This is a genomic window from Agarivorans aestuarii, from assembly GCF_019670125.1.
Taxonomy (GTDB): domain Bacteria; phylum Pseudomonadota; class Gammaproteobacteria; order Enterobacterales; family Celerinatantimonadaceae; genus Agarivorans; species Agarivorans aestuarii.
The window spans coordinates 3234155-3255969 of record NZ_AP023033.1 but is presented as its reverse complement, the minus strand read 5'-3'; the positions used below and the strand labels follow the sequence as shown (position 1 = coordinate 3255969).

Genomic DNA, 21815 nt, shown 5'->3' with positions numbered 1-21815 from the left:
ACCAAAGTGTAAAGTAAATGTTAATTAAAAGTGTGGTTTTAGCTAAGGCTTGCTTGGTACTTCACGGTTTACTTGCACTAAGGTCTGATTTCCGCTGGAGCAGGATTAACTAAAATCAAAGCTGAAATGCTAAACCTTGTTTTATAGCTGGTTGTTTATTAGTAAGGGAAAGGGATGAGTGAAACGGGATTAAGGATATACCCCAGCAAACCCAGTAAGGTGTATTTTTACGCAACTTGTTTGCTAGACCTGCTCGATCCCGATGGTGGCCTTGCCGCCATAGAACTAATTGAACGAGAAGGGGTAGAGGTTATTTGGGTAGAAAAACAAAGCTGCTGTGGCCAACCTGCCTATACCTCTGGCTACCAAGAACAAGCAAAAACCGTTGCCTTAAGCCAAATGGGGCTATTTCCGAAAGATTATCCAATAGTCGTGATGTCGGGTTCTTGTGCCGGAATGATGTTTAAACACTATCCCCACTTATTTGCTAATGATGATATTTACGCCGACCAAGCGGAAGCATTTGCTGAACGAGTTTTTGAGTTTAGCGAATTTTTAGCCCATATTTGCCGGGCAAAATTACACGACCAAGGGCCCTTAACCTCGGTTGTGTTACACACCTCATGCAGCGGGCGAAGAGAGTTGGGGATCCATGCCAGCTCGCAGGCTTTGCTGTCACAGCTAGATAAAGTAGAACTTAAAAAAGCCGAATACGAAAGCGAATGTTGTGGTTTTGGCGGCAGCTTCTCACTGCGCCATAGTGAGATAAGCCAAGCCATGGTGGAAGACAAAGCAAGGCATTTGCAAGGCTCTGGTGCCAGTTATTTAGTTAGTGCCGATTGGGGCTGCTTAGCTAACATTAATGGGCATTTGGCCTATAGAGGAGAAGCCAGTCGCTTTAATGGCCAGCACCTCGCGAGCTTTTTATGGCAACGCACCAAGGGAGCTAAAGCATGAGTGTACAGCATTACCAAGCTAGCCAGTTTAAACAACAAGCTAGCGATGCCTTAGCCAATCAAACCTTACGCAGTAACTTTCGCGGTGCTATGGATTATTTGCAACAAAAGCGCAAAGATGCCTTTAGCGACCCGCAAGAGCTCGCACAATTGCGTGAACACGCTGAGAACATTCGCCAACGCTGTTTAAGCAAGTTACCGCAGCTACTAGAGCAGTTAGAGAAAAACTGCCAAGCTAATGGCATACAAGTGCATTGGGCCGAAGATGCCAAGCAAGCTCAACAGCTAATTGCCGAATTAATTCAAAGCCAAGGCGCTACTAAAGTCGTTAAGGGCAAATCCATGGTGACCGAGGAGATCGAGCTTAACCAACACCTAGAAGGCCTTGGCATTGAATGTGTAGAGAGCGATATGGGTGAGTACATTGTGCAGCTGGCCAAAGAAACGCCCTCTCACATTATTATGCCGGCCATTCACAAAAATAAGCAGCAAGTAGCCGATTTATTTCAGCAACATATTAAAGACTTCGATTACACCTTATCGGTAGACAAGCTAATCCAAACCGGCCGCGAGGCCTTGCGCACCAAGTTTAAGCAAGCAGAGGTGGGCATATCTGGGGTGAACTTTGCGGTGGCTGAAACGGGCACCTTATGTTTGGTTGAAAATGAAGGTAATGGCCGCATGACCACTACCGTGCCACCAGTGCATATTGCGGTTACTGGTATTGAGAAGGTGGTGGAGTTTTTAAGTGATGTGCCACCATTATTTAGCATTTTAACTCGCTCGGCGACGGGCCAGCATATTACCACTTACTTCAATATGATTTCTGGTCCGCGGCGTGCGCCAGAGAGAGACGGGCCAAACGAAGTACATTTGGTATTGCTCGATAATGGTCGCTCACAAGCCTATGCCGACGAAGCCTTGCGTAAAACCCTGCAGTGTATTCGCTGTGGTGCCTGTATGAACCATTGCCCAGTGTATACCCGTGTTGGTGGCCATGCTTACGGCACCACTTACCCAGGCCCTATTGGGAAAATAATCTCTCCCCATTTACAGGGTTTAGCGCAAACCAGTGACCTTGTAACCGCCTCAAGCTTGTGTGGTGCCTGTGAAGAAGTGTGTCCGGTTAAGATCCCCATTCCTAGTTTGTTGCAGCGCTTGCGCCATGATGCAAAGCTGCCCGCTGCCGAGCAGACGCCAAGTTTGAAAGGTCAAGCGAGCGCCGCAAGTTGGACAGAGCACACCGCGTGGCGAATGTGGGCTTGGTTGAGTACTCATCCTAGTATCTACAATTGGGCTATGGCTGTTGGTGTAAAGCTTGCGAAATATTTGCCTATGCCAATGGGAGAGTGGACGCGTTGTCGCAATAAACCTGAGTTAGCCAGCCAAACCTTTCACCAAACAATGAAGCGCCGCGCTAGCAAGTCGCTAACTCGTTCAGCAACTGGTGGAGGACGCTAATGGCGGTGAGTAACTCAAATGCCAAGCAAAACATTATGCAGCGCTTGGCCGCAGTTTCGGCCTTAGCGCCAACAAACCAAACCAGTGCTAATGCCTGGCAGGCTTCTTCACCAGAGCAGGCTTTAGCCCGTTTTGAACAAAGCTTAATGGCCGCCCATGCTGATGTAATTATCCTAGAAAATGCCAAGCAATTATCAGCTTGTTTGCTGGAGTTACAGCAACAGCATCAATGGCAAACTGCACTTTATGGGGAAGGTGGCGAATGGAGCAAAGTTTTTAGTTTAGCGCTTGCCGAACACTTACAACTAAACCACTTTTTGCAGCCTTTTGAGCAGCTCAAAACTGCCTTGTTTGATAGTACCGATGTCACTTTTACTGGCTGTGCCGCCGGTATTGCCGATACCGGCACTTTAGTGCTTAAACCCAGTGCCGATGAGCCCCGTAGTTTATCGCTGATTGCGCCGTGTCATGTGGCCGTGATTAAAGCCAGCCAAATTGTCGATAATCTTAGCCAATTAATCAGCGAGCAACATTGGCATAAAGGATTGCCAAGTAACGTAGTGCTGATATCGGGGCCGTCTAAAACCGCTGATATTCAGCAAACCTTAGCTTATGGTGCACACGGCCCCTGCCAGCTAATTGTGATTGTGATAAACGGCGAATAGCCGAGATTAAGCCAATTTTTAACACCAAGCAGAAGCAGTGGAGCAGCCAAAAACATGACTCAAACACATAACGAGTTAGACGGACCTTACCAACAATTGTTTGAGCACTTGTCACTTACGCTTGCTCCCGAGCAGCTAATGACAAGTGAAGCGCAAACTTTAGCTTATGGAACCGACGCCAGTTTTTACCGCCTAATTCCGCAGCTGGTGGTTAAAGTTAACACCTTAGAGCAACTGCAATTAGTAATGGCCAGTTGTGCTAATTTGCAGCTGCCTTATACCTTTCGTGCTGCAGGCACCAGTTTGTCGGGGCAAGCGATCAGTGATTCTGTGCTTATTCTGCTTAGTGATGATTGGCGCTCTCATAAAATATTGGATAATGGCAATAAGATTAGCCTGCAGCCAGGGGTGATAGGCGCCGACGCCAACCGTTATTTAGCGCCTTTTCAGCGAAAAATCGGCCCTGACCCGGCTTCGATTAATGCCTGTAAAATTGGTGGCATTGCGGCCAATAATGCCTCGGGCATGTGTTGCGGCACCGCACAAAACTCTTATCACACTATGGCATCTATTACCTTGGTGCTTACCGACGGGACGGTGCTAAATACCGCTGACCCACAAAGTGTAGCGGCCTTTAAGCAAAGCCATGCTAGCTTGTTAAATCAGCTGAGCGAGTTGGCTCAAACCACCCAACAAAACACCGCTTTAGCCGACAAAATCCGCCATAAATACCGGCTAAAAAACACCACGGGTTATAGCTTAAACGCGCTGGTGGACTTTACCGACCCTTTCGATATTTTGCAGCACTTGATGATTGGCTCAGAGGGTACCTTGGCCTTTATCGCCGAGCTTACCTACAACACTGTAGTGGAGCATCCACATAAAGCCTCAACGTTGTTGGTGTTTGAAAATAGTGATGTGGCCTGTAAAGCAGTAGAAGTACTCGCCAAGCAAGCGGTTGCGGCAGTGGAGTTAATGGATGGCCGCGCGCTAGCATCGGTGGCTAACCAAGCGGGTATGCCCAAGTTTATCGCCGACCTAGATAATCAAGCCTGCGCTTTACTCGTGGAAACGCGTGGTAGCCAAGCCGATGAATTAAGCCAATTATGCCAACAAGTGATGGACAGTTTGCTTAATTTCCCCCGCATCGGTGAGGTTGCGTTTACCACTAAGTCTTCAGAAACGGCTGCCTTGTGGGCCATTCGTAAAGGCATGTTTCCTGCCGTGGGCGCAGTGCGAGAAACCGGCACAACGGTAATTATCGAAGATGTGGCTTTTCCAGTAGAGCGCCTAGCCAATGGCGTGAACGAGCTGCAAGCATTGTTCACCAAACATGGTTATCACGAAGCGATTATTTTTGGCCACGCGCTAGCTGGTAACCTGCATTTTGTATTCACCCAAGGCTTCGAAGACCCCGATGAAGTGGCACGTTATGGCCGTTTTATGGATGAAGTCAGCCAGCTGGTGGCGGTTAAATATCAAGGCTCGCTAAAAGCCGAGCATGGCACTGGCCGCAACATGGCGCCCTTTGTTGAGCTAGAGTGGGGCGCCGAGGGCATTGCGCTCATGCAACAAATTAAGCAACTGTTTGACCCACAAGGATTGCTTAACCCCGGTGTTATTCTTAATGATGATGGCCAAGCCCACTTAGCAAACTTAAAACCGATGCCAGCCGCCGATGACTTAGTGGATAAATGTATTGAATGCGGCTTTTGTGAACCGGTTTGTCCCTCGCGCAGCCTAAGTTTAAGCCCGCGGCAACGCATCGTTTTGTACCGAGAATTAAGCGAATTACGCCGAACTGGCGATAAGCCGTTGCGTTTGGCCGAGCTAGAAAAAGACTTTAAGTACCAGGGCGTAGATACCTGTGCAGCAGTAGGCTTGTGTGCCGACCGTTGCCCTGTTGGCATTAACACCGGCGATTTAGTGCGTAAACTGCGCGAAAAACACTATGCTAAACATCAAAACATTGCCCGTTGGACAGCGGAGCATTTTTCTAGCGTAGCTACAATGACACGCTTGGGTTTAGGCACTGCAGAGCTTGGCCATAAAATACTGGGCGACAAAGCCCTAGGTGCCATTAGCAAAGGCATTACTAAGGTATCGGCGGGTAAGGTGCCTACTTGGAACTCTAGTTTTCCGCGTCGGGCCAAGTATCAACCACCTCAAGCACGCTTTCATAAACAAAAGGTGGTGTATATTCCGTCTTGTGCCTCGCGCACTATGGCACCGCCCGCCAATGCTATCGACCCGCGCCCCTTGCTGGAAGTGACATGCAGCGTGCTAGAAAAAGCTGGCTTTGAAGTGCTTATTCCCGGTAATGGTGACGAGCTATGTTGCGGCATGCCTTATCACAGCAAAGGCATGTTTGATCTTGCTAGCAGTAAATCACAGCAATTAGAAGACGCAATATGGCAGTTAAGTGAACATGGCCGTTGGCCAGTACTTATGGACACCAGCCCTTGTGCTAAACGCAGTAAAGAAAAGTTTGAGCGTAATCTGGATATTCACGAACCCATCGGTTTTATTCACCAGCACGCGCTAGACAAGTTAAAGATTGCCCAACTCGATGAGCCCGTGATGCTGCACCTAACTTGTAGTTCACGGCTAATGGACATGCACGATCCCTTGTTAAGCATTGCCAAGCGCTGTGCTAAACAAGCGGTACTGCCTGAGCATATCTATTGCTGCGGCTGGGCAGGCGACAAAGGCTTTACTACTCCCGAGTTAAACCAAGCCGCGCTAGCCCCACTTAAAGCACAAGTACCAGAAGGCTGCATCCGTGGCTACAGCAATAGCCGAACCTGCGAAATAGGCTTATCACAACACAGCGGTGTGGTGTATCAATCGATATTGTACTTGATAGATGAGGTGAGCTTGTAATTAGAATGCGGCTATGCAAGCGAATAACTTGAGACTTATTCGCTTGCGCTTCATTTTATTGGCTTAAACACTCTAAAGTAAGTTCTCCTTTAGCGTTTCTTAGATTTAAATGAATCGAAAAATCATCGTCTGCTTTGTTTCTCGGTGCACTTTTAACAGTTACAATATGAATAACGTTCCTTAAGCAAAGTCCCCTGATTTAGTTGCGCAGAACAAATACCCCTAGCAAATTATAACGTTATCATTCAAGCCAATCACTACAATCCCACTGAAGCTCCGCTTCCAGCTCCCTTATTCCGGCTTCAAAAATAGACTTAAGGAAAGTCCTTTCTTTTACATCGATTTGGGATACATAAGGTCTTGAGTGAATATCCTTATTCTCTATATCGTTAAAGTGAGCGACTTCTAAAAAATCAGCCACTTTATTCAGAGTGTCTTTGGGGTGTTGTTTTAAATCTTCATTTCTTAAAACAAGTACATTTTGCTTGGGGAAGTATTTCCAAATAGTACGCAGTTGATCAATATAGTGTCCCCGATCAATATAGGAGAACAGTCTGTGTTGATAGGGCAGTGCGGCTCGGCATCTTTCTTCTTCAGAACTCACCGCTTCACTAAAAGACAAGCTATCAGCTCCTCTAGATCTTTCCATATTCCAATGCGAGTATGCTCTCTCAATAGGATTGCGTAAGATAATAATAAGCTTCATTTTGGGGTTATATTCAAATATCCGTTTCGGGGATTCATTCCAATACATGTATACAGGTGTAGATTCCCCTAATAATTTGTGTGTTTTCTTTGGCTTAAAAAAACGGTGATACTCTGAATAGTCTGGGTTTCCATTAGCGAAATTGTCTTCATTATCGAAGAAATGCACTTCCTTTCGTGCTGCCATACAAATTTCAAGATGCTCCCTGAGGTAAATATCCAAGGCTGTAGTACCTCCTTTTTGAGTACCGCATATGATGAAATCAACGCTTTTTGTATTAGGGTTGAACCTTCTAAACACGCTTTCGACTATTTTATTGACCCTTATCATAACTTCCCCGTGTAGTTTTTATCAGCTTGTTGAGGAACTCCTTTATTTGATTAAGGAGGCTGCCATTTTATCTACCCTTTCAATTAAGTAGGCTGTCTTTTTATCTACCCTTTCAATAAAGGCAAGAATAGCACTTTTGTTGTCACTGCCAATCGACCGCAACCGAAATGAAACAATTAATTAACATCTGGCCGGTGCGTAACAATATAGCAACTGTGAGCAAAAACCTTTGTAAATTGAGTGCTTGTAACTGTAGTGTTTTGCTAGGTGACAAATAAAAATATGCAGTGAAGTGATTTTTGGTGAGCTGCTTTATAGAGCTTGTGAAACTCTTTGGGGCTATGTCTTAAAAGACTAAGAATTGTGCTTAAACTGCAACACCACTAAGCGTTGATATAGCGGGCAGCTTTGCAGCAGAGATTGGTGATCGCCAACATCAATTAAGCGGCCTTGGTCCATTACTGCGATTTTGTCGGCGTGCTGAATGGTTGAGAGGCGATGAGCAATAATTAAGGTAGTTCGCTTATTCATTAACTCTTGCAGGGCTTGCTGAACGTGGTGTTCGCTTTCGCTGTCTAGGGCGCTGGTGGCTTCGTCCAGCAACAATATACTTGGGTTCTTTAATATGGCTCTGGCGATAGCAATGCGCTGGCGTTGGCCGCCAGATAATCGCACGCCTCGCTCACCCAAAAAGCTGTTATAGCCTTGTGGTAATTGGCTAATAAATTCATGGGCGTGGGCTTTTTTAGCTGCCTCTATTACTTGTTCGTTGCTGGCATCGGGATTGCCATAACGAATGTTGTGGAATACGTCGCTGCTAAACAGGGCTGGGTGTTGTGGCACTAGAGCCATGTGTTGGCGCAGCGCTGCAGGTTCTAGTTGGCGAATGTTTACGCCGCCTAAACTTACCTCGCCTATTTGCGGGTCGTAAAAGCGTTGCAGCAATTCGAACAGGGTGGTTTTACCAGCGCCCGATGGCCCAACTAGTGCCAGTACTTTGCCTTTATCTGCCTTTAATGTGAGTTGCTCTGTTGCTGCAATATCGGGCTTAGAAGGGTAGTGAAATGTGACATCTTTAAAGGCCACTTCGGCGCTTAACCCGTTAGCTGAGGTAAGGTCTTGACTAGGTGCGGTAATGTGGCTTTTTACTTGTAGAATTTCAATCAAACGTTCGGTGGCACCTGCGGCGCGTTGTAATTCGCCTAATACTTCTGAAATGGTCGCCAAGGAAGACGCAACCATAATGGCATAAAACACAAAGGCGGCTAAATCTCCAGCCGACATCACGCCGTTAATTACATCGCTTCCGCCTACCCACAACATGCCGGCAATGGCACTAAATACAATCACGATGACGCTGGAGATTAAGATGGCACGTTGTTTAACTCGCTGTCTGCCTACTTCAAAGGCCTTTTCTACTTCTTTTGAAAACAGCGCACTTTCTTGGGCTTCGTTACTGTAACTCTGTACCGTTTTTATTTGTTCAATGGCTTCGCCTGCGTAGCTGCCTACATCGGCCATAGAATCTTGGCTTTGGCGTGAGAGGGCTCTAACACGTCGGCCGTAAATCAGGATAGGAACCAAGATAAAGGGCACCGAGGCTAATACAATAAGGGTGAGCTTTATATTGGTGGCAAACAGCATGATTATTGCGCCCACACACATTAAGGCACTGCGCATAGCCATGGAAAATGACGAGCCAATAATGCTTTGCAATACGGTGGTGTCGGTGGTGATGCGTGACATAATGTCGCCGCTGCCGTTGGTTTCAAAGTAGCTTGGGTGCAAGGTAATTACGTGATTAAACACGGCTAACCTTATGTCTGCGCTTACTCGCTCTCCCACCGAAGACACTAAGTAAAAACGAAAAAAGGTTCCAATAGAAATGAGCAGGGTGACCACAAGAATAAACTGAATAGCATTACCCAGCTCTTGTTGCGACTGCTGAGCGAAACCTTCATCAATTAAAATGCGCACCCCGTAGCCCACCGAGAGGGTGAGTGACGCAGTAAAAATAAGTGCTAGCAATGCCGCTGCTACTTTCACTTTATAGGGGCGAATAAAAGCCATTAACTCAAATAAAATGCGCAGGTTTTTAGCTTTTTTCTGTGGCTGCGCAGAGTTTGGGGTGGCGTTGTGCGCATGGTTGTTTGTTTGCGTTTGCATTGCTGAGCCTTGGTTGTAGCCAGCGTTTCGCTAACTATTTTGTACTGCGTGTTTAAGCCCAATATAAGCTTGATAGTGCTGCTCATATAACGATGACTTCAAGTGCTTAGAATAGCAAAGCCTAGTCTTTGAAGTGTGTAACAATTGTCACTTTGTAAGTGTTGTTAAGCAGGTTTAATAAGGGCGCTTAGCACTTAAGTTTGTTGCGTCTTTAACGGTTTTGTAAACCTTTAGTTGGCAAGTATCACAGCGGGTTTCTAAACCAATGTACAAAGGGCCTTGGCAAAAGTGGCAATGGGCAGCCTTTAGTGGTTCTAGCTTGGCTCGCCGTTGTTTGTGGCTAGGGCGCTTTTTGTGTTTAAGTAACCAAACAAAGCATAAGATGTTGATGGCAAAGCTTAAGCCACGCAGCCACCAAATATAGTCACTGTATTGCGATGCTTCTGGGTCAAATAGTAGGCCGGTTACGATCAGCGAAAATAACAAAATCACCACTTTTGAGACTAATCCATTGGTGTAACGGCTATCGGTTTGATTATTACATTCGCTACAAAGCCAATGCTGCCTTTTGTTTAACGGTAAAATGGGGATCCAAAACAAACCTAGCCAAGCGCGATAACGCCACAGCTCGGCAATCACTGGTTTCTCACAGTAATTACAGTAATCTCGGCTGTAGCCAATCCGTTTGGTGTTTCGTTTCTTAATCCCTAAGTGTAAGTACATGCTGGCCGTTATCCGAGCCTAAGGCGCTTAGTGCTTAGGCAAGTGAGGGTTGTTTTTAGTTTACACAAGCGTGTATGTTACTGATTGGAATACAAGTAATACAGAATATTATTGGATTATGTGATGTGAAGTTTGCGGAAATAAAAAGGCCAGCAAATAGGCTGGCCTAGGATTAACCTTGGCAATTAAGCTTTGCAGAGTTTATTTAGCAAAGTTCAAAATTGGGAAGCACTTAAAGAAGCCATTGTCGGCACAGTTGATTAGGCCAATTTGAACGCCGTCGATTTCTTTGGTCATGTTAAATACACCTAACTGGAAGTTAGACTTTTCTGAAATGCTGGCCAAGCCTAAGTCTGCTTTTGTGTACCCTTCTGATACGTTTACCGCACTCCAGTTTAGGCCGTTTACATCGTTAGTAATGTTTACTGCGGCCAAGTTAACACCGGTAGTTGAGCCGGTATTCCAGTTAAATAAACCTAAAGATGCTCCTTTCATTTCTTCGGTTACTTTAGCGCCACCAAAAAATAGTCCAAAGTTGATGCCGGTGGTGCGCTTGGTTTCAGACATACCTAATACCGAGAAGTCTACACCTCTTACTTCGTCTACTTGACCATGAAGTACTGATAAACGTACGCCGCCAACAGCATCTGAATCAGGCGCGTTGTAGCCGTTAATAGTTGAGAACATTACGGGGGATTCGGCAAAGGCAGGAGCAGAAATTAGGGCGCTAAGCGCGATAGCTGAAATGAATCTTTTCAAAGGTAAATCTCCATTAGCTGCATTGGTATTATAAGTTGTTTTACCAAGGCAGTTGTCAATCAATAAGGGCGCGCAGTATATAGCAGTGAGTGATGTTGTGAATACCAGAATGCTTATATCTACAATGCGCACCATGTAAACATTTAGTGCCTAATTAAAAGGGTCACTGTATTTTTCATCGGCCAACATCTCATGGTCGGTAAGGGTGTTTAAGAAGGCGATGAGAGCTTGCTTCTCCTCTTCATTAAAGTTGAATTGGAAGGCTTGGCCATTTGAGTCTAACAGTGGGGGTCTTAGGTTTGGGTGTAGTTGAATACCGTTGCTGTAATGATCTATCACTTGCTCTAAGTTGGCAAAACGACCGTCGTGCATATAGGGCGGACGAATAGCAATGTTGCGCAGTGAAGGTGCTTTAAATTTTCCGCTGTCGTTGCTGTTGCCGGTTGTTTCTGCAATACCTAAATCATCGGTGGATATCGCATCTAGTCCGTTTACCGTGGCGGTAGTTCTAAGTACTGGGCCATTGGGTATTGGGCCTACAAATGCCTCACTAACATGGCAACCCGCGCAATTGGCACTATCTCCATTTTCATTTTCTCTTGGTAACAAGAAGAGATCTTTACCCAGGTTTTCTTGGGCGCTAAAACCTGGGAAATCAACACGTGGTGATAGCACCTCACTTCTGGCTACATCATATTTGGCAGTAGTACTTACCATGCTTCTTACAAATTGGGCTAAGGCTTTAGCAATACGGTCACTGGAAATGCTCTCATCACCAAAGGCATCGTTAAACAGTGCAGGGTAGTATGTTTGGTTGGAAACTATTTCTTCTAGCTCTGCGAGGATCAGCCCCATTTCTATCGGATCTTGAAATGGCATAAGCACTTGTTCTTCTAAAGTTGCTGCTCGCTCGTCCCAAAAGAACGTGCCACTAAAATAAAAACGCGCGTTAACAATACTCATTGAATGACGGCGGGTTAGTTCGCCATCAAAACCAATGCTTTGCACTCGCGGGTCTGAGAAGCCATGTTCCGCTAAGTGACAAGATGCGCAGGCTGTGGTGCCGTTGGCGCTTAGCTTTTTATCGTAGAAAAGTACTCGGCCTAAGGTGGCGCCAGCATCGGTAACGGGGTTGTCTACTGGTGTATTGTCAAACTCGATGGCGGCATGTTGAAACTGAGATTGCGCCGGAAAGTTGTTTTCAGTGTAGTGAGAGGGTAGGGCAATATTGGCGTAATTAAAATGCTCTTCGGGTAAGTTTAGCGCTGATTCTGGCTCGGTGATAGGAGGGGCAACTTCGGTATTGTCACCACTTGAGCTTGTTTCACCACCGCCACCACAAGCACTGAGTAAAAGTACCAAACCAAGTTGAGTCGTAAACTGTTTTATCATCACTGACGTGTACCTTAAAAATTCCTTTTTTTTAAACTAACAGCTGCAGTGTAAAGATGTGTAAACCTGCCTAATCTCTGGCGATAGTGTGACGTAATACTAGAGTCAACAACCCCTTACTTAGTTAAAGCACTTTACCGGGAGAGACACCAATTACCCGCTTAAATGCCCGAGAAAAGGCCGCTTCAGAGTTATAGCCGAGTTCTTCGGCCAGTTCTATTAACGGAATATGCTGTTGCTGTAAGCGCTGATGAGCGAGGTTCATTCGCCATTGAGTGAGGTAGTTTTTAACGCTGTTGCCAATGAGTTGGCTAAAGCGGGCAGAAAACCCCGAGCGCGACATACCACATTCTTGGGCTAGGCTTGCCACTGTCCAGCTTTTTTCTGGTTGGTGGTGAATCGCCCGTAAGGCGATGCCTATTTGTTTATCGCGTAATGCTCCCAACCAACCTTCACTGGCTTGTGGCGCTTGTTCAAGCCAATGGCGAATGAGCTGTATCACCAAAATATCGGCTAAGTGGGTAATGATGGTTTCCCCGCCAGGTTTAAGTTGCTGCGCTTCAGCGGTAATAAGGTCAAGGGTACTGGTAAGCCATTGTGGGTGCTCTAACTCACTTTGGTGCAGGCTTAATACTGGCGGCAATTGCTGAATGAGTTGTTGCGCCGCCAGCTGGTCGAAGCCGAGCACGCCACAGGTTACCTCTGTTAACTTGCCGCTTTGGTTAATCTCTAAGGTTTCGTATCTCTCACTTAGGCGTTTTACTCCTGACTCAAACAATGGGGTGGGGCTTAGTTGAGGATTGCTCGTTAAGGTATGACCAAGTGTATGCGGTATTAATACCAAACTGCCTTGTTTTAGTTGTTGCGGGGCTTGATTGGCAATACACAACCAGCACTGGCCTTTAGTCACTATGTGAAACATCAACTTGCCTGGCAAAAGAGGCATAGAAATTGACCAGTCCCCGCGCAACACCGAGCGACAATACAATCCGCCATCTACCCGCAGTTGATGCAACGTTTCTCCCAAAGGGTCGTTGGCTGTAGGAAAAAATACCGGATTGATGGACATAAGCCTTAACCTCGTTAATTTGGACGAATAGTTAAAAATTGTAGCTTTAGGGGTATTAAACATCCAGTTGCTTTATCAAATACTAAATAGGTGATTAACACACCAGGTCTTTAACAGATATTTAGGAGCACAAGATGACAGCAACCACCTTAATTATTGGCGCAAAAGGTAAAACCGGACGTCGCGTAGAATCACTACTGCAAGCTAAAGGCATTAGTACTCGCGGTGTTTCCCGCTCAAGCTCTCCAGCTTTTGATTGGCTCAAACCAGATACTTGGCTAGAGGCAATGCAGGGTTGCGAGTCTGCTTACGTAACTTACCAACCCGATCTGGCGGTTCCCGCCGCCAAACAACACATTGCGGAGTTTATCGTACAGGCTAAAAAAGCCGGCATAAAACACCTAGTGTTGCTATCGGGCAGAGGTGAGCAAGGCGCCGAGCAGGCAGAGCAGCAACTCATTAATAGCGGTTTGAAGTGGAATGTAGTGCGAGCCAGTTGGTTTTCGCAAAACTTTAGCGAGGGCTTTTTAATAGAGTCTGTTTTAGCCGGGCAAGTAGCTTTACCCGCCGCAGACGTGCTCGAACCTTTTGTTGATGTAGACGACATTGCCGAAGTAGCAGTAGCTTGTTTAACTAAACCCGCTTTAGGAAATACTTTGTTTGAAGTAACTGGCCCCGAATTATTAACCCTGCGCGACTGCGTGACGCAAGTTGCTCAAGCGCAAAATAAGCCCATTGAGTTTATCGAAATTAGCGTAAGTCAGTTTGTTGAAGCGCTAAAAAAACAAGGCATGCCAGCAGATATGCTATGGCTAATGAAGGAGTTATTTGGGTCGGTAATGGATGGTCGAAATAGCCATTTGTGCAAGGGGGTAGAGCAAGCTTTGGGGCGCAAACCTAAATCATTTTCTAGCTATGCAGCTGAAGCTCATGCAGCAGGTGCTTGGCAGGTATAGTTTAAATCAACGTCTCCATTAACAAGCGAGTGCTGGGCATTCGCTTTTTCTTTTCTCTATGGCCTTTATTCGCATGGCTATTGCCTCGCTAAAAAATGAGAGACAGTTCAAAAACTCGATTACTGATAACTGGGTTACTAGCTTGGCTGCAACTAAGCTGAAATGATGAACAAGTATCTCGTTAAATTTAGGGCACTTTTACTGTTTGTTTGCCCAGTTATGTTTGCTTTTGCTTTGCCATTTGTAAAACCAGTTTCCCAAACTGGCGATTTTTATGGGCAACTTAGCCAAGCGCAGGCTTACAATATTTTGCTAAATCAGCAGGGTGAGCTTAGTGATTACCATGGCAAATATACTTATTTGTTTTTGGGCTTTCAGGGCTGTAGTCAGGCTTGCCCTCGCCAGTTACTCAATTTAGCAGCCTTAGCCGATGATACGGCATTACAAGGCGCCCAGTTTTTGTATATTGATTTAGTGATGTCCGCCCCTCAACAGGCCTTTAGCTCTGCGATGTTAAACAAGGTGGAGTTTCGTCAGGTTGCTGATTTTCAGCAATCTATCGAGGTTTCACAACGCTTTCCGGGTTATGTCTCAACCAGTTTCGACCAGCAGGTTGTTGACCACTCAGCATACTTGTACCTGCTTAATCCTTTAGGTGAAGTGAGCTTGGTGTATACCCAGCAAAACCTTGATATTGGCCAGGTAGTTACCGATTTTAAGTTATTGCAACAAGGTGATTTATTATGATTTCTAACTCTGCACAGCTAGCCGACAAGCAGGTGCTGTATATTCTGTTGGCTCATTTACCAGTAGTAGGGCTGCTGGTACCTATTGGTTACGCAAGCCATTCTTTTGCGCTAACCATGTCGGTGCTCATCTCTATTGTAGCCTTGCTTAACTATACGTATATGCGCGGCACTCGCCTGTCTTCTTGCATAAATGCCATGTTGCTGATGGTGTATTCCATGGTAATGATTCAGGCTCAATTGGGCCGATTAGAAATGCATTTTCATATCTTTGCGGCCCTAGCTTTTGTATTGATCTACAAAGATTGGTTACCGGTGGTGGCTGCAGCTGGACTAATTGCAGTGCATCACTTGGTGTTTACTGCTTTGCAGCTAAATGATGCGAGCTTGGGCGGTATACCAGTGATTTTATATAGCACCGGTTGTTCCTGGGGAACGGCTTTTGTGCATGCAGCTTTTGTGGTGGTAGAAAGCGGGGTACTGATTTTTTACGCGATCAACATGGCTAAGGATGCGAAGGTATCGAATTCGGTTATTTTGGCCGTCGATAAGTTGGCCGAAAATAAAGACCTTACCGCCACTATTACCAGCAATACTGAGCACCCCACGGTGATTGCCTTTAATACTTTAATAACCGAATTCAATGAGCTGTTTAGCGACTTAAAACAATCTATTGTGGATATAAATGATTTAGTGAGTGGGCTTAACCAACAAAGTAGCGAAACCAAAGAAATTGTTATGCAGCAAATGCAGCAAAGTGATTCTGTTGCTAGCGCCTCTGTGCAGTTATCTCATTCGGCGCGTAACGTGTCTGACAATGCCAGCAATGCGGCAAATGCGGCGGAATCTGTAGAGACACAAATTCAGTCTGGTTCAAAAGATGTAGATGAATCGGTAGCTGCCACGCAAACACTAAATAGCTTGCTTAGTGATTCAGAAGTTTATACCAGCCAACTTAATGAAAATGTGCAGGGAATTAATGCAGTTATCGAAGTGATTAAAGCGATATCGGAACAAACTAATTTGTTGGCCTTAAACGCAGCCATTGAAGCCGCCCGTGCAGGCGAGTTAGGGCGCGGTTTTGCGGTAGTGGCTGATGAAGTGCGAGCATTGGCAGCCAGAACCCAGCAATCGACTGGAGAGGTTAATCAAATCATCGATACCTTGCAAACTAACGCTTCGCAAGTGGTGGATTCAATGCAAAAAGGGCTGGTGTATTCCGATGAATCTAAAGCCAAAATTGAGTCTGGCGGTAGCACTCTTTCTCAAATTAATCAGAGCGTAAGTGATATGCGCGATGTAAATACCCAAATAGCTAATAGCACCACCGAACAAACCGATGCTTGTAACCAGATAGAACAAAGTATTAACGAAATAAGAGACAAAAATACCGTGTTAATTGAGCAAAGCCAGTTGCTTGCCGACACCGCTGAAAAAGTCGCTAATACCATGCTTTCGCTGGAGCAACGAGTTGCCTTGTATCAAACCCAGAAGTGATTTTATGGCGGGAGGCAAAGCTTAGTCCTTTGCCTTGTTTGCCTTGTTTGCCTTAGTTTAGGCTGTGACTAGATACCAACAGGCTGGTAAAAAATTTTACTCAAGTGTAACCATCTACACTGCTTTTTACACATTAATCGTAGGCGGCGATAAACCTCGTAGTTTATTGTAAAATGGGTTCTATACCCCTATCGCTAGAGTAAACATGGACGTTAAACCTTACATAGATTATTTCGAAGAAATTGCTCATCTAGAAAGAGATAAGCAGTTTGACTTGTTAGAGCAGGCTTGTGAGCAGGTTAATGCTTCCAGTTCTTTGCCAGTTTTTCCGTTAATTACTCATTTAGTGCGTTTAGGTTTATTGTTGCTATTGCTTGGTGGCAGCTATTTACTCTTTGGTTTAACCATTTGGATCTTAGCCATAGCAGGTGTACTGGGTTTGTTAGCTGCACGTGTAGTAAGCAGTGAAATAACCGACACACTTATTCGCAAAGCGCTTAAATCGCTCTTGCTTGAGTAAGGGTATATTGATTTATATCAAAAGCTTATTGCGCTTTATTACTTAGCCTCTTGGGGTGTTTTAACCTCAAGGAATAGAGTATGAACAAGTGTGGACAATGTAGGCAATTTACCCGAACACGTGAAAACCAAAAAGATCTTTGCGGAGCATGGGAACAGCCAACCATGGCTGATCGCCAAGCCTGCGATTTTTTTGCAGCTAAAAAACCTTCTAGTAACCCAACTTCCTTAGCGTCAGAGTCTGGTAGCTAGCACTGGCAAGAGAGCTTAGCGTGATGTTTCCATTTATTGAGTCTAGCGCTGGCATTGTCTACAATGACGCACTTTTTACGTATTTCAGGTAGTTAACATGAGCGAAAATAACGCTAAACCTGCTTTGCCAGATCATCTTGCGGGCAACCCTCGCAGCCCTTTCCATGTTGCAGAGTGTTTTGAGCACGATATTGGCATTAAACTTAATGGCAAAGAGCGCACCGACGTTGAAGAATACTGCATTAGCCAAGGTTGGGTAAAAATCCCTTCACCTAAAGCTAAAGACCGTTTTGGCCAGCCAATGCTCATTAAACTTAAAGGCGAAGTGGAAGCATTTTATAAATAAGCCTTTTTGCCTCAAGCCACAGCGCAACTAGCACTGTGGCTTACATTTCCTACTTAACTAGCATTTACCTTCTTAAGATCAAACCCTAAGCCGTAGCTCGTTTTTTAAGCTCTTTCAGTGCTTTACTTCACTTCCGTGTTTCTTCGCAATTGCTTGTTTTTATGTGATTTTTTAATGCTTAGAGCTGAGAGTCTTACGTTTTAATTGCTCTTTTGCCATTGCTTTGCGAACGATCAGTTGACCTGGGTAGAGTGTTTATTCTACCATTGCGGGTAGAATGAACACTCTACTTGAGAACATCAATGCTTGAACAACAAATTGCTGAACAACTTGAGCGGGCATTTAGTGACTATGGGTTTACCGAGCCTAGTGTTGCTAAATTGCAAAAAGCCTCTGGGGTAAGCTTGCGAACCTTATACCGTTATTACCCTTCTAAAGAATCGATGGTAATTGGCGCTTTGCAGCATAGACATGCTCGTTATATTGAGCTGCTTTCAGCTGAGCAAACAAACTCGCGAAAAGACAATCTGTTGGCAATATTTAGGCAACTAGAACAGTGGATGCAATCTCAAGCACCCAGTGGGTGCATGTCGATGAGTGCTTTGGCAGCGTATCCAGATAACACCTTAATTAGCGAGGCAGTAAAGCAACATAAGCAAGATTTGTTAGCCCTGTTTGAAACGTGCTGTGGCGATAAAGCACTAGCCATGCAAATCTTTTTGCTGCACGAGGGAGTAAGCGCTGCTTGGCCGGTAATTGGTGCTCCCAGCTTTGAAGCTGCTCAACTCACTTTAGAACAACTTTTAGGTAATTCGTAATGACAACTCTTCCAAATGTAATGTGTGCGGTGCATATGACCGGTCACGGAGATACCGATAAACTGAGCTATCGCAGCGATGTAGCAATGCCGATTATTGGCGCGCGTGATGTATTAATTAAAGTAGCGGCCGCCGGGGTAAACAATACCGACATTAATACCCGCATTGGTTGGTATTCGAAAAGTGACAAGGCCGATGACGCCTCTTGGTCGAGTGAGGCTTTGCAGTTTCCGCGTATTCAAGGTGCCGATGTGTGTGGCTACATTGTGGCGGTAGGCGAGCAGGTTGATGCAAGTAGAGTAGGAGAGCGGGTGCTTATTGAGCCTTGTTTAACGGAAGCGAATGGCAAAGCGCTAGAGCAAGCTTGGTACTTTGGCTCGGAGTGTGATGGCGGCTTTGCCGAATACACTAAAGTGGCGGCTAACCATGCTTACAAAATAACCAGCAAATATAGTGATGCAGAGCTGGCGTCGTTTCCTTGCTCTTACTCTACCGCAGAAAACTTACTGACCCGCGCTAAGGTAAAACAGGGTGACAAGGTATTAATTACTGGTGCTTCCGGCGGTGTTGGTTCGGCGGCCATTCAATTGGCTAAAGCACGTGGTGCGTATGTGCTTGCGCTCACTAGCCCAAACAAGCAGCAAATGATTAAAGAACTTGGCGTTGATGAAGTGGTACTGCGCAGCGACAAGCTTAGCGATGTGATGTCCGCGAACAGTGTCGACGTAGTCATTGACCTAGTTGCCGGTAGTTTGTTCCCTCAGTTGCTTGAGGTTCTAAGGCCAAAAGGCCGCTATGCAGTATCGGGTGCGATTGGCGGAGCCATGGTGGAATTAGACGTTCGCACTTTGTACTTAAAAGACTTAAGTTTTTTTGGTTGTACGGTGATAGAGCCGGAGGTTTTTGGTAACTTAATTGCTCACATTGAGCGGGAAGATATCGCGCCGCTCGTTGCGCATACCTATCCATTAAAAGAGATAGTGGCTGCGCAAACCACCTTCTTAGAGAAAAAATTCTTAGGTAAAATTGTGCTAACGATGTAGCTAGCTACGCGCTACACATCTTGTTTGTCTATTAAGCAAAGTGCTTAATCAAAAAGCCCCGCAGTAAAGTTGCTGCGGGGCTTTTCGGATCTGCAGAGCGTTACGAGCTTTTGAGTTAATGAGTTAAAGGCTTAAGTGCAAAATGGGGAAAGGCTTTCCCATGTCATCAAGCGGAGAGCGAGATACAAGCTTAAGTCCCATGTGTTGATAGAAACCTACCGCAGCTGGATTTTGTTCATTCACATCTACTTTAGTGCAGTTTAAGGTGTCGATAGCATATTGCAGCAACAGCTTACCAATGCCTTGCTCACGTGCAGAGTTGGCAATAAACAGCATTTCTATTTTTTCATCGTTAGCGCCAATAAAGCCAATAATAGCACCGTTGGCATCTTTAACGCAGCGCAGGGCTACAGCAGGAAAGGCCTGCTCAAGGATGATAGGTTTAAAGAACTCAATATCATCTTCTGTAATAAAGTCGTGAGTTACTCTCACTGAGTCTTCCCAAAGACTAAGCATTTCTGGGTAATCTTCAGCACGCACATTTTCTACAATCATTATTTTCTCAGAGTACTTGAATCAATTTGGACGGCTAAAATAACCGTACTTTTTACCCGCCAATATTAGCAAATAAACTGCTATTAGAGATAAGTATCGTCTTTGGGCTAGGCTTATTTTTTAGGTGGCTAGGCGTCGTAATTGGCCTTAACAAATTTGTTGCTGGTATGTCGTAAACCACTTTCCTCACTAACGCTTTTTAATATGAGTATTTCGTTATTTCGCAAGCGAAACCTTTGTTGATCCGTATCAATTCATCTACTGCACCGCTCTCATTCACACTAGGGCAACTATAAAACAAAAGCTAAAACCAAGGTCAAAGACCAAACACCCGTGGAGCGAGTGATGATAAATATCCCACAAGTAAAATTAGGTATTGTTGCGGTTAGCCGCGATTGTTTCCCACTTTCATTGTCTGAGCAGCGCCGCAAAGCAGTGGCTGCAGCGTGCACTGAAAAAGACATTGAAGTAGTTGAGCTACAAACCATTATCGAAAATGAAAACGACGTAGTGAAAGCCTTAGCTGAAGCCGAGCAAGCAGGCATTAATTCACTGGTTATTTATTTAGGCAACTTTGGCCCAGAAGGCCCACTAAGCATTATGGCGCAGCGATTCGCTGGCCCAACTATGTTTGTAGCTGCCGCCGAAGAAGCCACTGCGGGGCTTAAAGATGCGCGCGGCGATGCATACTGCGGCGTATTAAATGCTTCTTACAGTGCTGGTTTGCGCAACTTAGCTGTGCATATTCCAGAATACCCAGTTGGCACGCCAAGTGAAGTAGCCAACATGATTGGCGATTTTGTTCCGGTTTCTCGCACAATTTTGGGTTTGCAAGGGCTTAAGATTTTCTCGTTTGGCCCGCGCCCACAAGATTTTGTAGCTTGTAATGCGCCTATAAAAGCCTTGTTTGATCTTGGCGTAGAGATCATGGAAAACAGTGAGCTTGATTTACTGGATATCTATCAAGCTGCCGAAGGCCACGCTGACATTCCTAAAATTGTTGCCGAGATGGAAGCAGAACTTGGTGATAACAACCCATACCCAGATTTGTTACCTAAGCTTGCTCAGTATGAAGCGGCCTTGTTAGATTTTCATGCGGCTAATATGGGGGCGTCTACCTTTGGTGTGTTTGCCAATAAGTGCTGGCCGTCGTTTGAGAAGTTCTTTGGTTTTGTACCATGTTACGTAAATGCACGTTTAGCGCAGCGCGGTATTCCGGTTGCATGTGAAGTGGATATTTACGGAGCACTGTCTGAGTACATGATCACCTGTGCCACTAATCACCCAGCCACTTTGTTAGACATTAACAACACTGTGCCACAAGACATGGTTGAGGCTAACGCAGCGGTAATGGGTAACTATACGGCGAAAGATTTATTCATGGGCTTCCACTGTGGTAATACTGCGCCAAGCTGCATGAAAAATTCGCAACTTCGTTTCCAAAAAATTATGCATAGCTTGATGGAGCCAGGCAAAGAGCCGGATATCACTCGCGGTACCCTAGAAGGTCAAATTAAACCGGGTGAAGTAACCTTATTCCGCTTGCAGTCAACTGCCGACACCAAGCTTCGCGCTTATGTGGCTCAAGGTGATATCTTAGATGTCGACCCACAATCGTTTGGTGCAATTGCCGCCTTTGGCATTCCTGAGATGCAACGTTTCTACCGCCATGTATTGGTTGAGAAACGCTATCCGCACCACGCCGGTATTGCTTTTGGCCATGTAGCTAAAACGCTGTACCAAGTGCTTAACTTACTGGGTGTGTCTGACATTGACTACAACCAGCCTGCTCAAGAGCGTTATCCAAACGAAATCCCAAGTGTGTTTTTGTAAACGCGTAAATAGGTAAAATTGCAGCCTTGAAAGCCGACCTTAGTCGGCTTTTTTGTTTGACTTATCTAACTTAAATGAGCAGATATTAAACTGTAGAAAACCTCTAAATTTGCTTATAGTTAGCTTGTCCAATTGGTTCG

General features: G+C 45.4%; 20 protein-coding genes. 13 read left to right on the top strand and 7 right to left on the bottom strand.

Going from position 1 to position 21815, the window contains the following annotated elements:
- Positions 1 to 174 precede the first annotated feature (174 nt).
- The 4 genes from K5609_RS15140 to K5609_RS15125 are packed head-to-tail and all read left to right on the top strand — an operon-like array spanning position 175 to position 5965.
- A complete protein-coding gene (locus tag K5609_RS15140) occupies positions 175 to 957 on the top strand; it encodes a (Fe-S)-binding protein (RefSeq protein ID WP_221074373.1) in 783 nt (260 codons plus the stop codon).
- Positions 954 to 2417, top strand: coding sequence for a LutB/LldF family L-lactate oxidation iron-sulfur protein (locus tag K5609_RS15135; protein ID WP_221074372.1), 1464 nt, complete (start codon positions 954 to 956; stop codon positions 2415 to 2417). Before K5609_RS15140 ends, K5609_RS15135 begins: the two co-directional genes overlap by 4 nt.
- Positions 2417 to 3082, top strand: a complete 666-nt coding sequence (locus K5609_RS15130) for a LutC/YkgG family protein (protein WP_246611867.1) — start codon at positions 2417 to 2419, stop codon at positions 3080 to 3082. Before K5609_RS15135 ends, K5609_RS15130 begins: the two co-directional genes overlap by 1 nt.
- 54 nt (positions 3083 to 3136) lie before the next feature.
- Positions 3137 to 5965, top strand: coding sequence for an FAD-binding and (Fe-S)-binding domain-containing protein (locus K5609_RS15125; RefSeq protein ID WP_221074371.1), 2829 nt, complete (start codon positions 3137 to 3139; stop codon positions 5963 to 5965).
- Positions 5966 to 6206: 241 nt separating this feature from the next.
- Here the strand turns inward: K5609_RS15125 and K5609_RS15120 are convergent, their stop codons facing one another.
- The 6 genes from K5609_RS15120 to K5609_RS15095 all read right to left on the bottom strand — a co-directional run bounded on the left by K5609_RS15120 (position 6207) and on the right by K5609_RS15095 (position 13110).
- Positions 6207 to 7001: a sulfotransferase domain-containing protein gene (locus K5609_RS15120; RefSeq protein WP_221074370.1), complete on the bottom strand. Its 795-nt coding sequence runs from the start codon at positions 6999 to 7001 to the stop codon at positions 6207 to 6209.
- 354 nt (positions 7002 to 7355) lie between these two features.
- Positions 7356 to 9071 (bottom strand): ABC transporter ATP-binding protein/permease, encoded by a 1716-nt coding sequence (locus K5609_RS15115; protein WP_246612003.1) that lies wholly within the window; start codon positions 9069 to 9071, stop codon positions 7356 to 7358.
- A 270-nt stretch (positions 9072 to 9341) separates the two neighbouring features.
- The gene (locus tag K5609_RS15110; RefSeq protein WP_221074368.1) at positions 9342 to 9890 is read right to left on the bottom strand and encodes a hypothetical protein; all 549 of its coding nucleotides are present in this window, start codon (positions 9888 to 9890) and stop codon (positions 9342 to 9344) included.
- A 201-nt stretch (positions 9891 to 10091) separates the two neighbouring features.
- Entirely contained in the window at positions 10092 to 10649 is a 558-nt protein-coding gene (locus K5609_RS15105) for a VC2662 family protein (RefSeq protein ID WP_016402721.1), read from the bottom strand.
- 150 nt (positions 10650 to 10799) lie between these two features.
- On the bottom strand, positions 10800 to 12041 hold the full coding sequence (locus K5609_RS15100) for a cytochrome-c peroxidase (protein ID WP_221074367.1): 1242 nt from the start codon (positions 12039 to 12041) through the stop codon (positions 10800 to 10802).
- Positions 12042 to 12165: 124 nt separating this feature from the next.
- The gene (locus tag K5609_RS15095; RefSeq protein ID WP_221074366.1) at positions 12166 to 13110 is read right to left on the bottom strand and encodes an AraC family transcriptional regulator; all 945 of its coding nucleotides are present in this window, start codon (positions 13108 to 13110) and stop codon (positions 12166 to 12168) included.
- 134 nt (positions 13111 to 13244) lie between these two features.
- On the opposite strand from K5609_RS15095, the gene K5609_RS15090 reads away from it, so the two are divergent.
- The 8 genes from K5609_RS15090 to K5609_RS15055 all read left to right on the top strand — a co-directional run bounded on the left by K5609_RS15090 (position 13245) and on the right by K5609_RS15055 (position 19287).
- Positions 13245 to 14066: an NAD(P)H-binding protein gene (locus tag K5609_RS15090; protein WP_221074365.1), complete on the top strand. Its 822-nt coding sequence runs from the start codon at positions 13245 to 13247 to the stop codon at positions 14064 to 14066.
- 165 nt (positions 14067 to 14231) lie between these two features.
- Positions 14232 to 14813 carry an SCO family protein gene (locus K5609_RS15085; RefSeq protein ID WP_221074364.1) on the top strand — a complete coding sequence of 194 codons (582 nt, stop codon included), beginning with the start codon at positions 14232 to 14234 and terminating at the stop codon, positions 14811 to 14813.
- Entirely contained in the window at positions 14810 to 16309 is a 1500-nt protein-coding gene (locus tag K5609_RS15080; protein ID WP_221074363.1) for a methyl-accepting chemotaxis protein, read from the top strand. The genes K5609_RS15085 and K5609_RS15080 overlap by 4 nt, the downstream gene beginning before the upstream one ends.
- 205 nt (positions 16310 to 16514) lie before the next feature.
- Positions 16515 to 16829: a hypothetical protein gene (locus K5609_RS15075; protein ID WP_221074362.1), complete on the top strand. Its 315-nt coding sequence runs from the start codon at positions 16515 to 16517 to the stop codon at positions 16827 to 16829.
- Positions 16830 to 16909: 80 nt separating this feature from the next.
- Entirely contained in the window at positions 16910 to 17080 is a 171-nt protein-coding gene (locus tag K5609_RS15070; RefSeq protein ID WP_221074361.1) for a hypothetical protein, read from the top strand.
- Between the two features lie 97 nt (positions 17081 to 17177).
- Positions 17178 to 17426 carry a DUF3297 family protein gene (locus K5609_RS15065; protein WP_221074360.1) on the top strand — a complete coding sequence of 83 codons (249 nt, stop codon included), beginning with the start codon at positions 17178 to 17180 and terminating at the stop codon, positions 17424 to 17426.
- 302 nt (positions 17427 to 17728) lie between these two features.
- Positions 17729 to 18244 carry a TetR/AcrR family transcriptional regulator gene (locus K5609_RS15060; protein WP_221074359.1) on the top strand — a complete coding sequence of 172 codons (516 nt, stop codon included), beginning with the start codon at positions 17729 to 17731 and terminating at the stop codon, positions 18242 to 18244.
- On the top strand, positions 18244 to 19287 hold the full coding sequence (locus K5609_RS15055; RefSeq protein ID WP_221074358.1) for an alcohol dehydrogenase family protein: 1044 nt from the start codon (positions 18244 to 18246) through the stop codon (positions 19285 to 19287). The genes K5609_RS15060 and K5609_RS15055 overlap by 1 nt, the downstream gene beginning before the upstream one ends.
- A gap of 123 nt (positions 19288 to 19410) precedes the next feature.
- Here the strand turns inward: K5609_RS15055 and K5609_RS15050 are convergent, their stop codons facing one another.
- The gene (locus K5609_RS15050) at positions 19411 to 19842 is read right to left on the bottom strand and encodes a GNAT family N-acetyltransferase (RefSeq protein ID WP_221074357.1); all 432 of its coding nucleotides are present in this window, start codon (positions 19840 to 19842) and stop codon (positions 19411 to 19413) included.
- A gap of 345 nt (positions 19843 to 20187) precedes the next feature.
- On the opposite strand from K5609_RS15050, the gene K5609_RS15045 reads away from it, so the two are divergent.
- Positions 20188 to 21675 carry an L-fucose/L-arabinose isomerase family protein gene (locus K5609_RS15045; protein WP_221074356.1) on the top strand — a complete coding sequence of 496 codons (1488 nt, stop codon included), beginning with the start codon at positions 20188 to 20190 and terminating at the stop codon, positions 21673 to 21675.
- Positions 21676 to 21815 lie beyond the last annotated feature (140 nt).

Bases quoted from the DNA above. Each gene is read 5' to 3' on its own strand.
- K5609_RS15140 (WP_221074373.1), top strand. From the start codon at position 175: ATGAGTGAAACGGGATTAAGGATATACCCCAGCAAACCCAGTAAGGTG.
- K5609_RS15135 (WP_221074372.1), top strand. From the start codon at position 954: ATGAGTGTACAGCATTACCAAGCTAGCCAGTTTAAACAACAAGCTAGC.
- K5609_RS15130 (WP_246611867.1), top strand. From the start codon at position 2,417: ATGGCGGTGAGTAACTCAAATGCCAAGCAAAACATTATGCAGCGCTTG.
- K5609_RS15125 (WP_221074371.1), top strand. From the start codon at position 3,137: ATGACTCAAACACATAACGAGTTAGACGGACCTTACCAACAATTGTTT.
- K5609_RS15120 (WP_221074370.1), bottom strand. From the start codon at position 7,001: ATGATAAGGGTCAATAAAATAGTCGAAAGCGTGTTTAGAAGGTTCAAC.
- K5609_RS15115 (WP_246612003.1), bottom strand. From the start codon at position 9,071: ATGGCTTTTATTCGCCCCTATAAAGTGAAAGTAGCAGCGGCATTGCTA.
- K5609_RS15110 (WP_221074368.1), bottom strand. From the start codon at position 9,890: ATGTACTTACACTTAGGGATTAAGAAACGAAACACCAAACGGATTGGC.
- K5609_RS15100 (WP_221074367.1), bottom strand. From the start codon at position 12,041: ATGATAAAACAGTTTACGACTCAACTTGGTTTGGTACTTTTACTCAGT.
- K5609_RS15095 (WP_221074366.1), bottom strand. From the start codon at position 13,110: ATGTCCATCAATCCGGTATTTTTTCCTACAGCCAACGACCCTTTGGGA.
- K5609_RS15090 (WP_221074365.1), top strand. From the start codon at position 13,245: ATGACAGCAACCACCTTAATTATTGGCGCAAAAGGTAAAACCGGACGT.
- K5609_RS15085 (WP_221074364.1), top strand. From the start codon at position 14,232: ATGAACAAGTATCTCGTTAAATTTAGGGCACTTTTACTGTTTGTTTGC.
- K5609_RS15080 (WP_221074363.1), top strand. From the start codon at position 14,810: ATGATTTCTAACTCTGCACAGCTAGCCGACAAGCAGGTGCTGTATATT.
- K5609_RS15075 (WP_221074362.1), top strand. From the start codon at position 16,515: ATGGACGTTAAACCTTACATAGATTATTTCGAAGAAATTGCTCATCTA.
- K5609_RS15070 (WP_221074361.1), top strand. From the start codon at position 16,910: ATGAACAAGTGTGGACAATGTAGGCAATTTACCCGAACACGTGAAAAC.
- K5609_RS15065 (WP_221074360.1), top strand. From the start codon at position 17,178: ATGAGCGAAAATAACGCTAAACCTGCTTTGCCAGATCATCTTGCGGGC.
- K5609_RS15060 (WP_221074359.1), top strand. From the start codon at position 17,729: ATGCTTGAACAACAAATTGCTGAACAACTTGAGCGGGCATTTAGTGAC.
- K5609_RS15055 (WP_221074358.1), top strand. From the start codon at position 18,244: ATGACAACTCTTCCAAATGTAATGTGTGCGGTGCATATGACCGGTCAC.
- K5609_RS15050 (WP_221074357.1), bottom strand. From the start codon at position 19,842: ATGATTGTAGAAAATGTGCGTGCTGAAGATTACCCAGAAATGCTTAGT.
- K5609_RS15045 (WP_221074356.1), top strand. From the start codon at position 20,188: ATGATAAATATCCCACAAGTAAAATTAGGTATTGTTGCGGTTAGCCGC.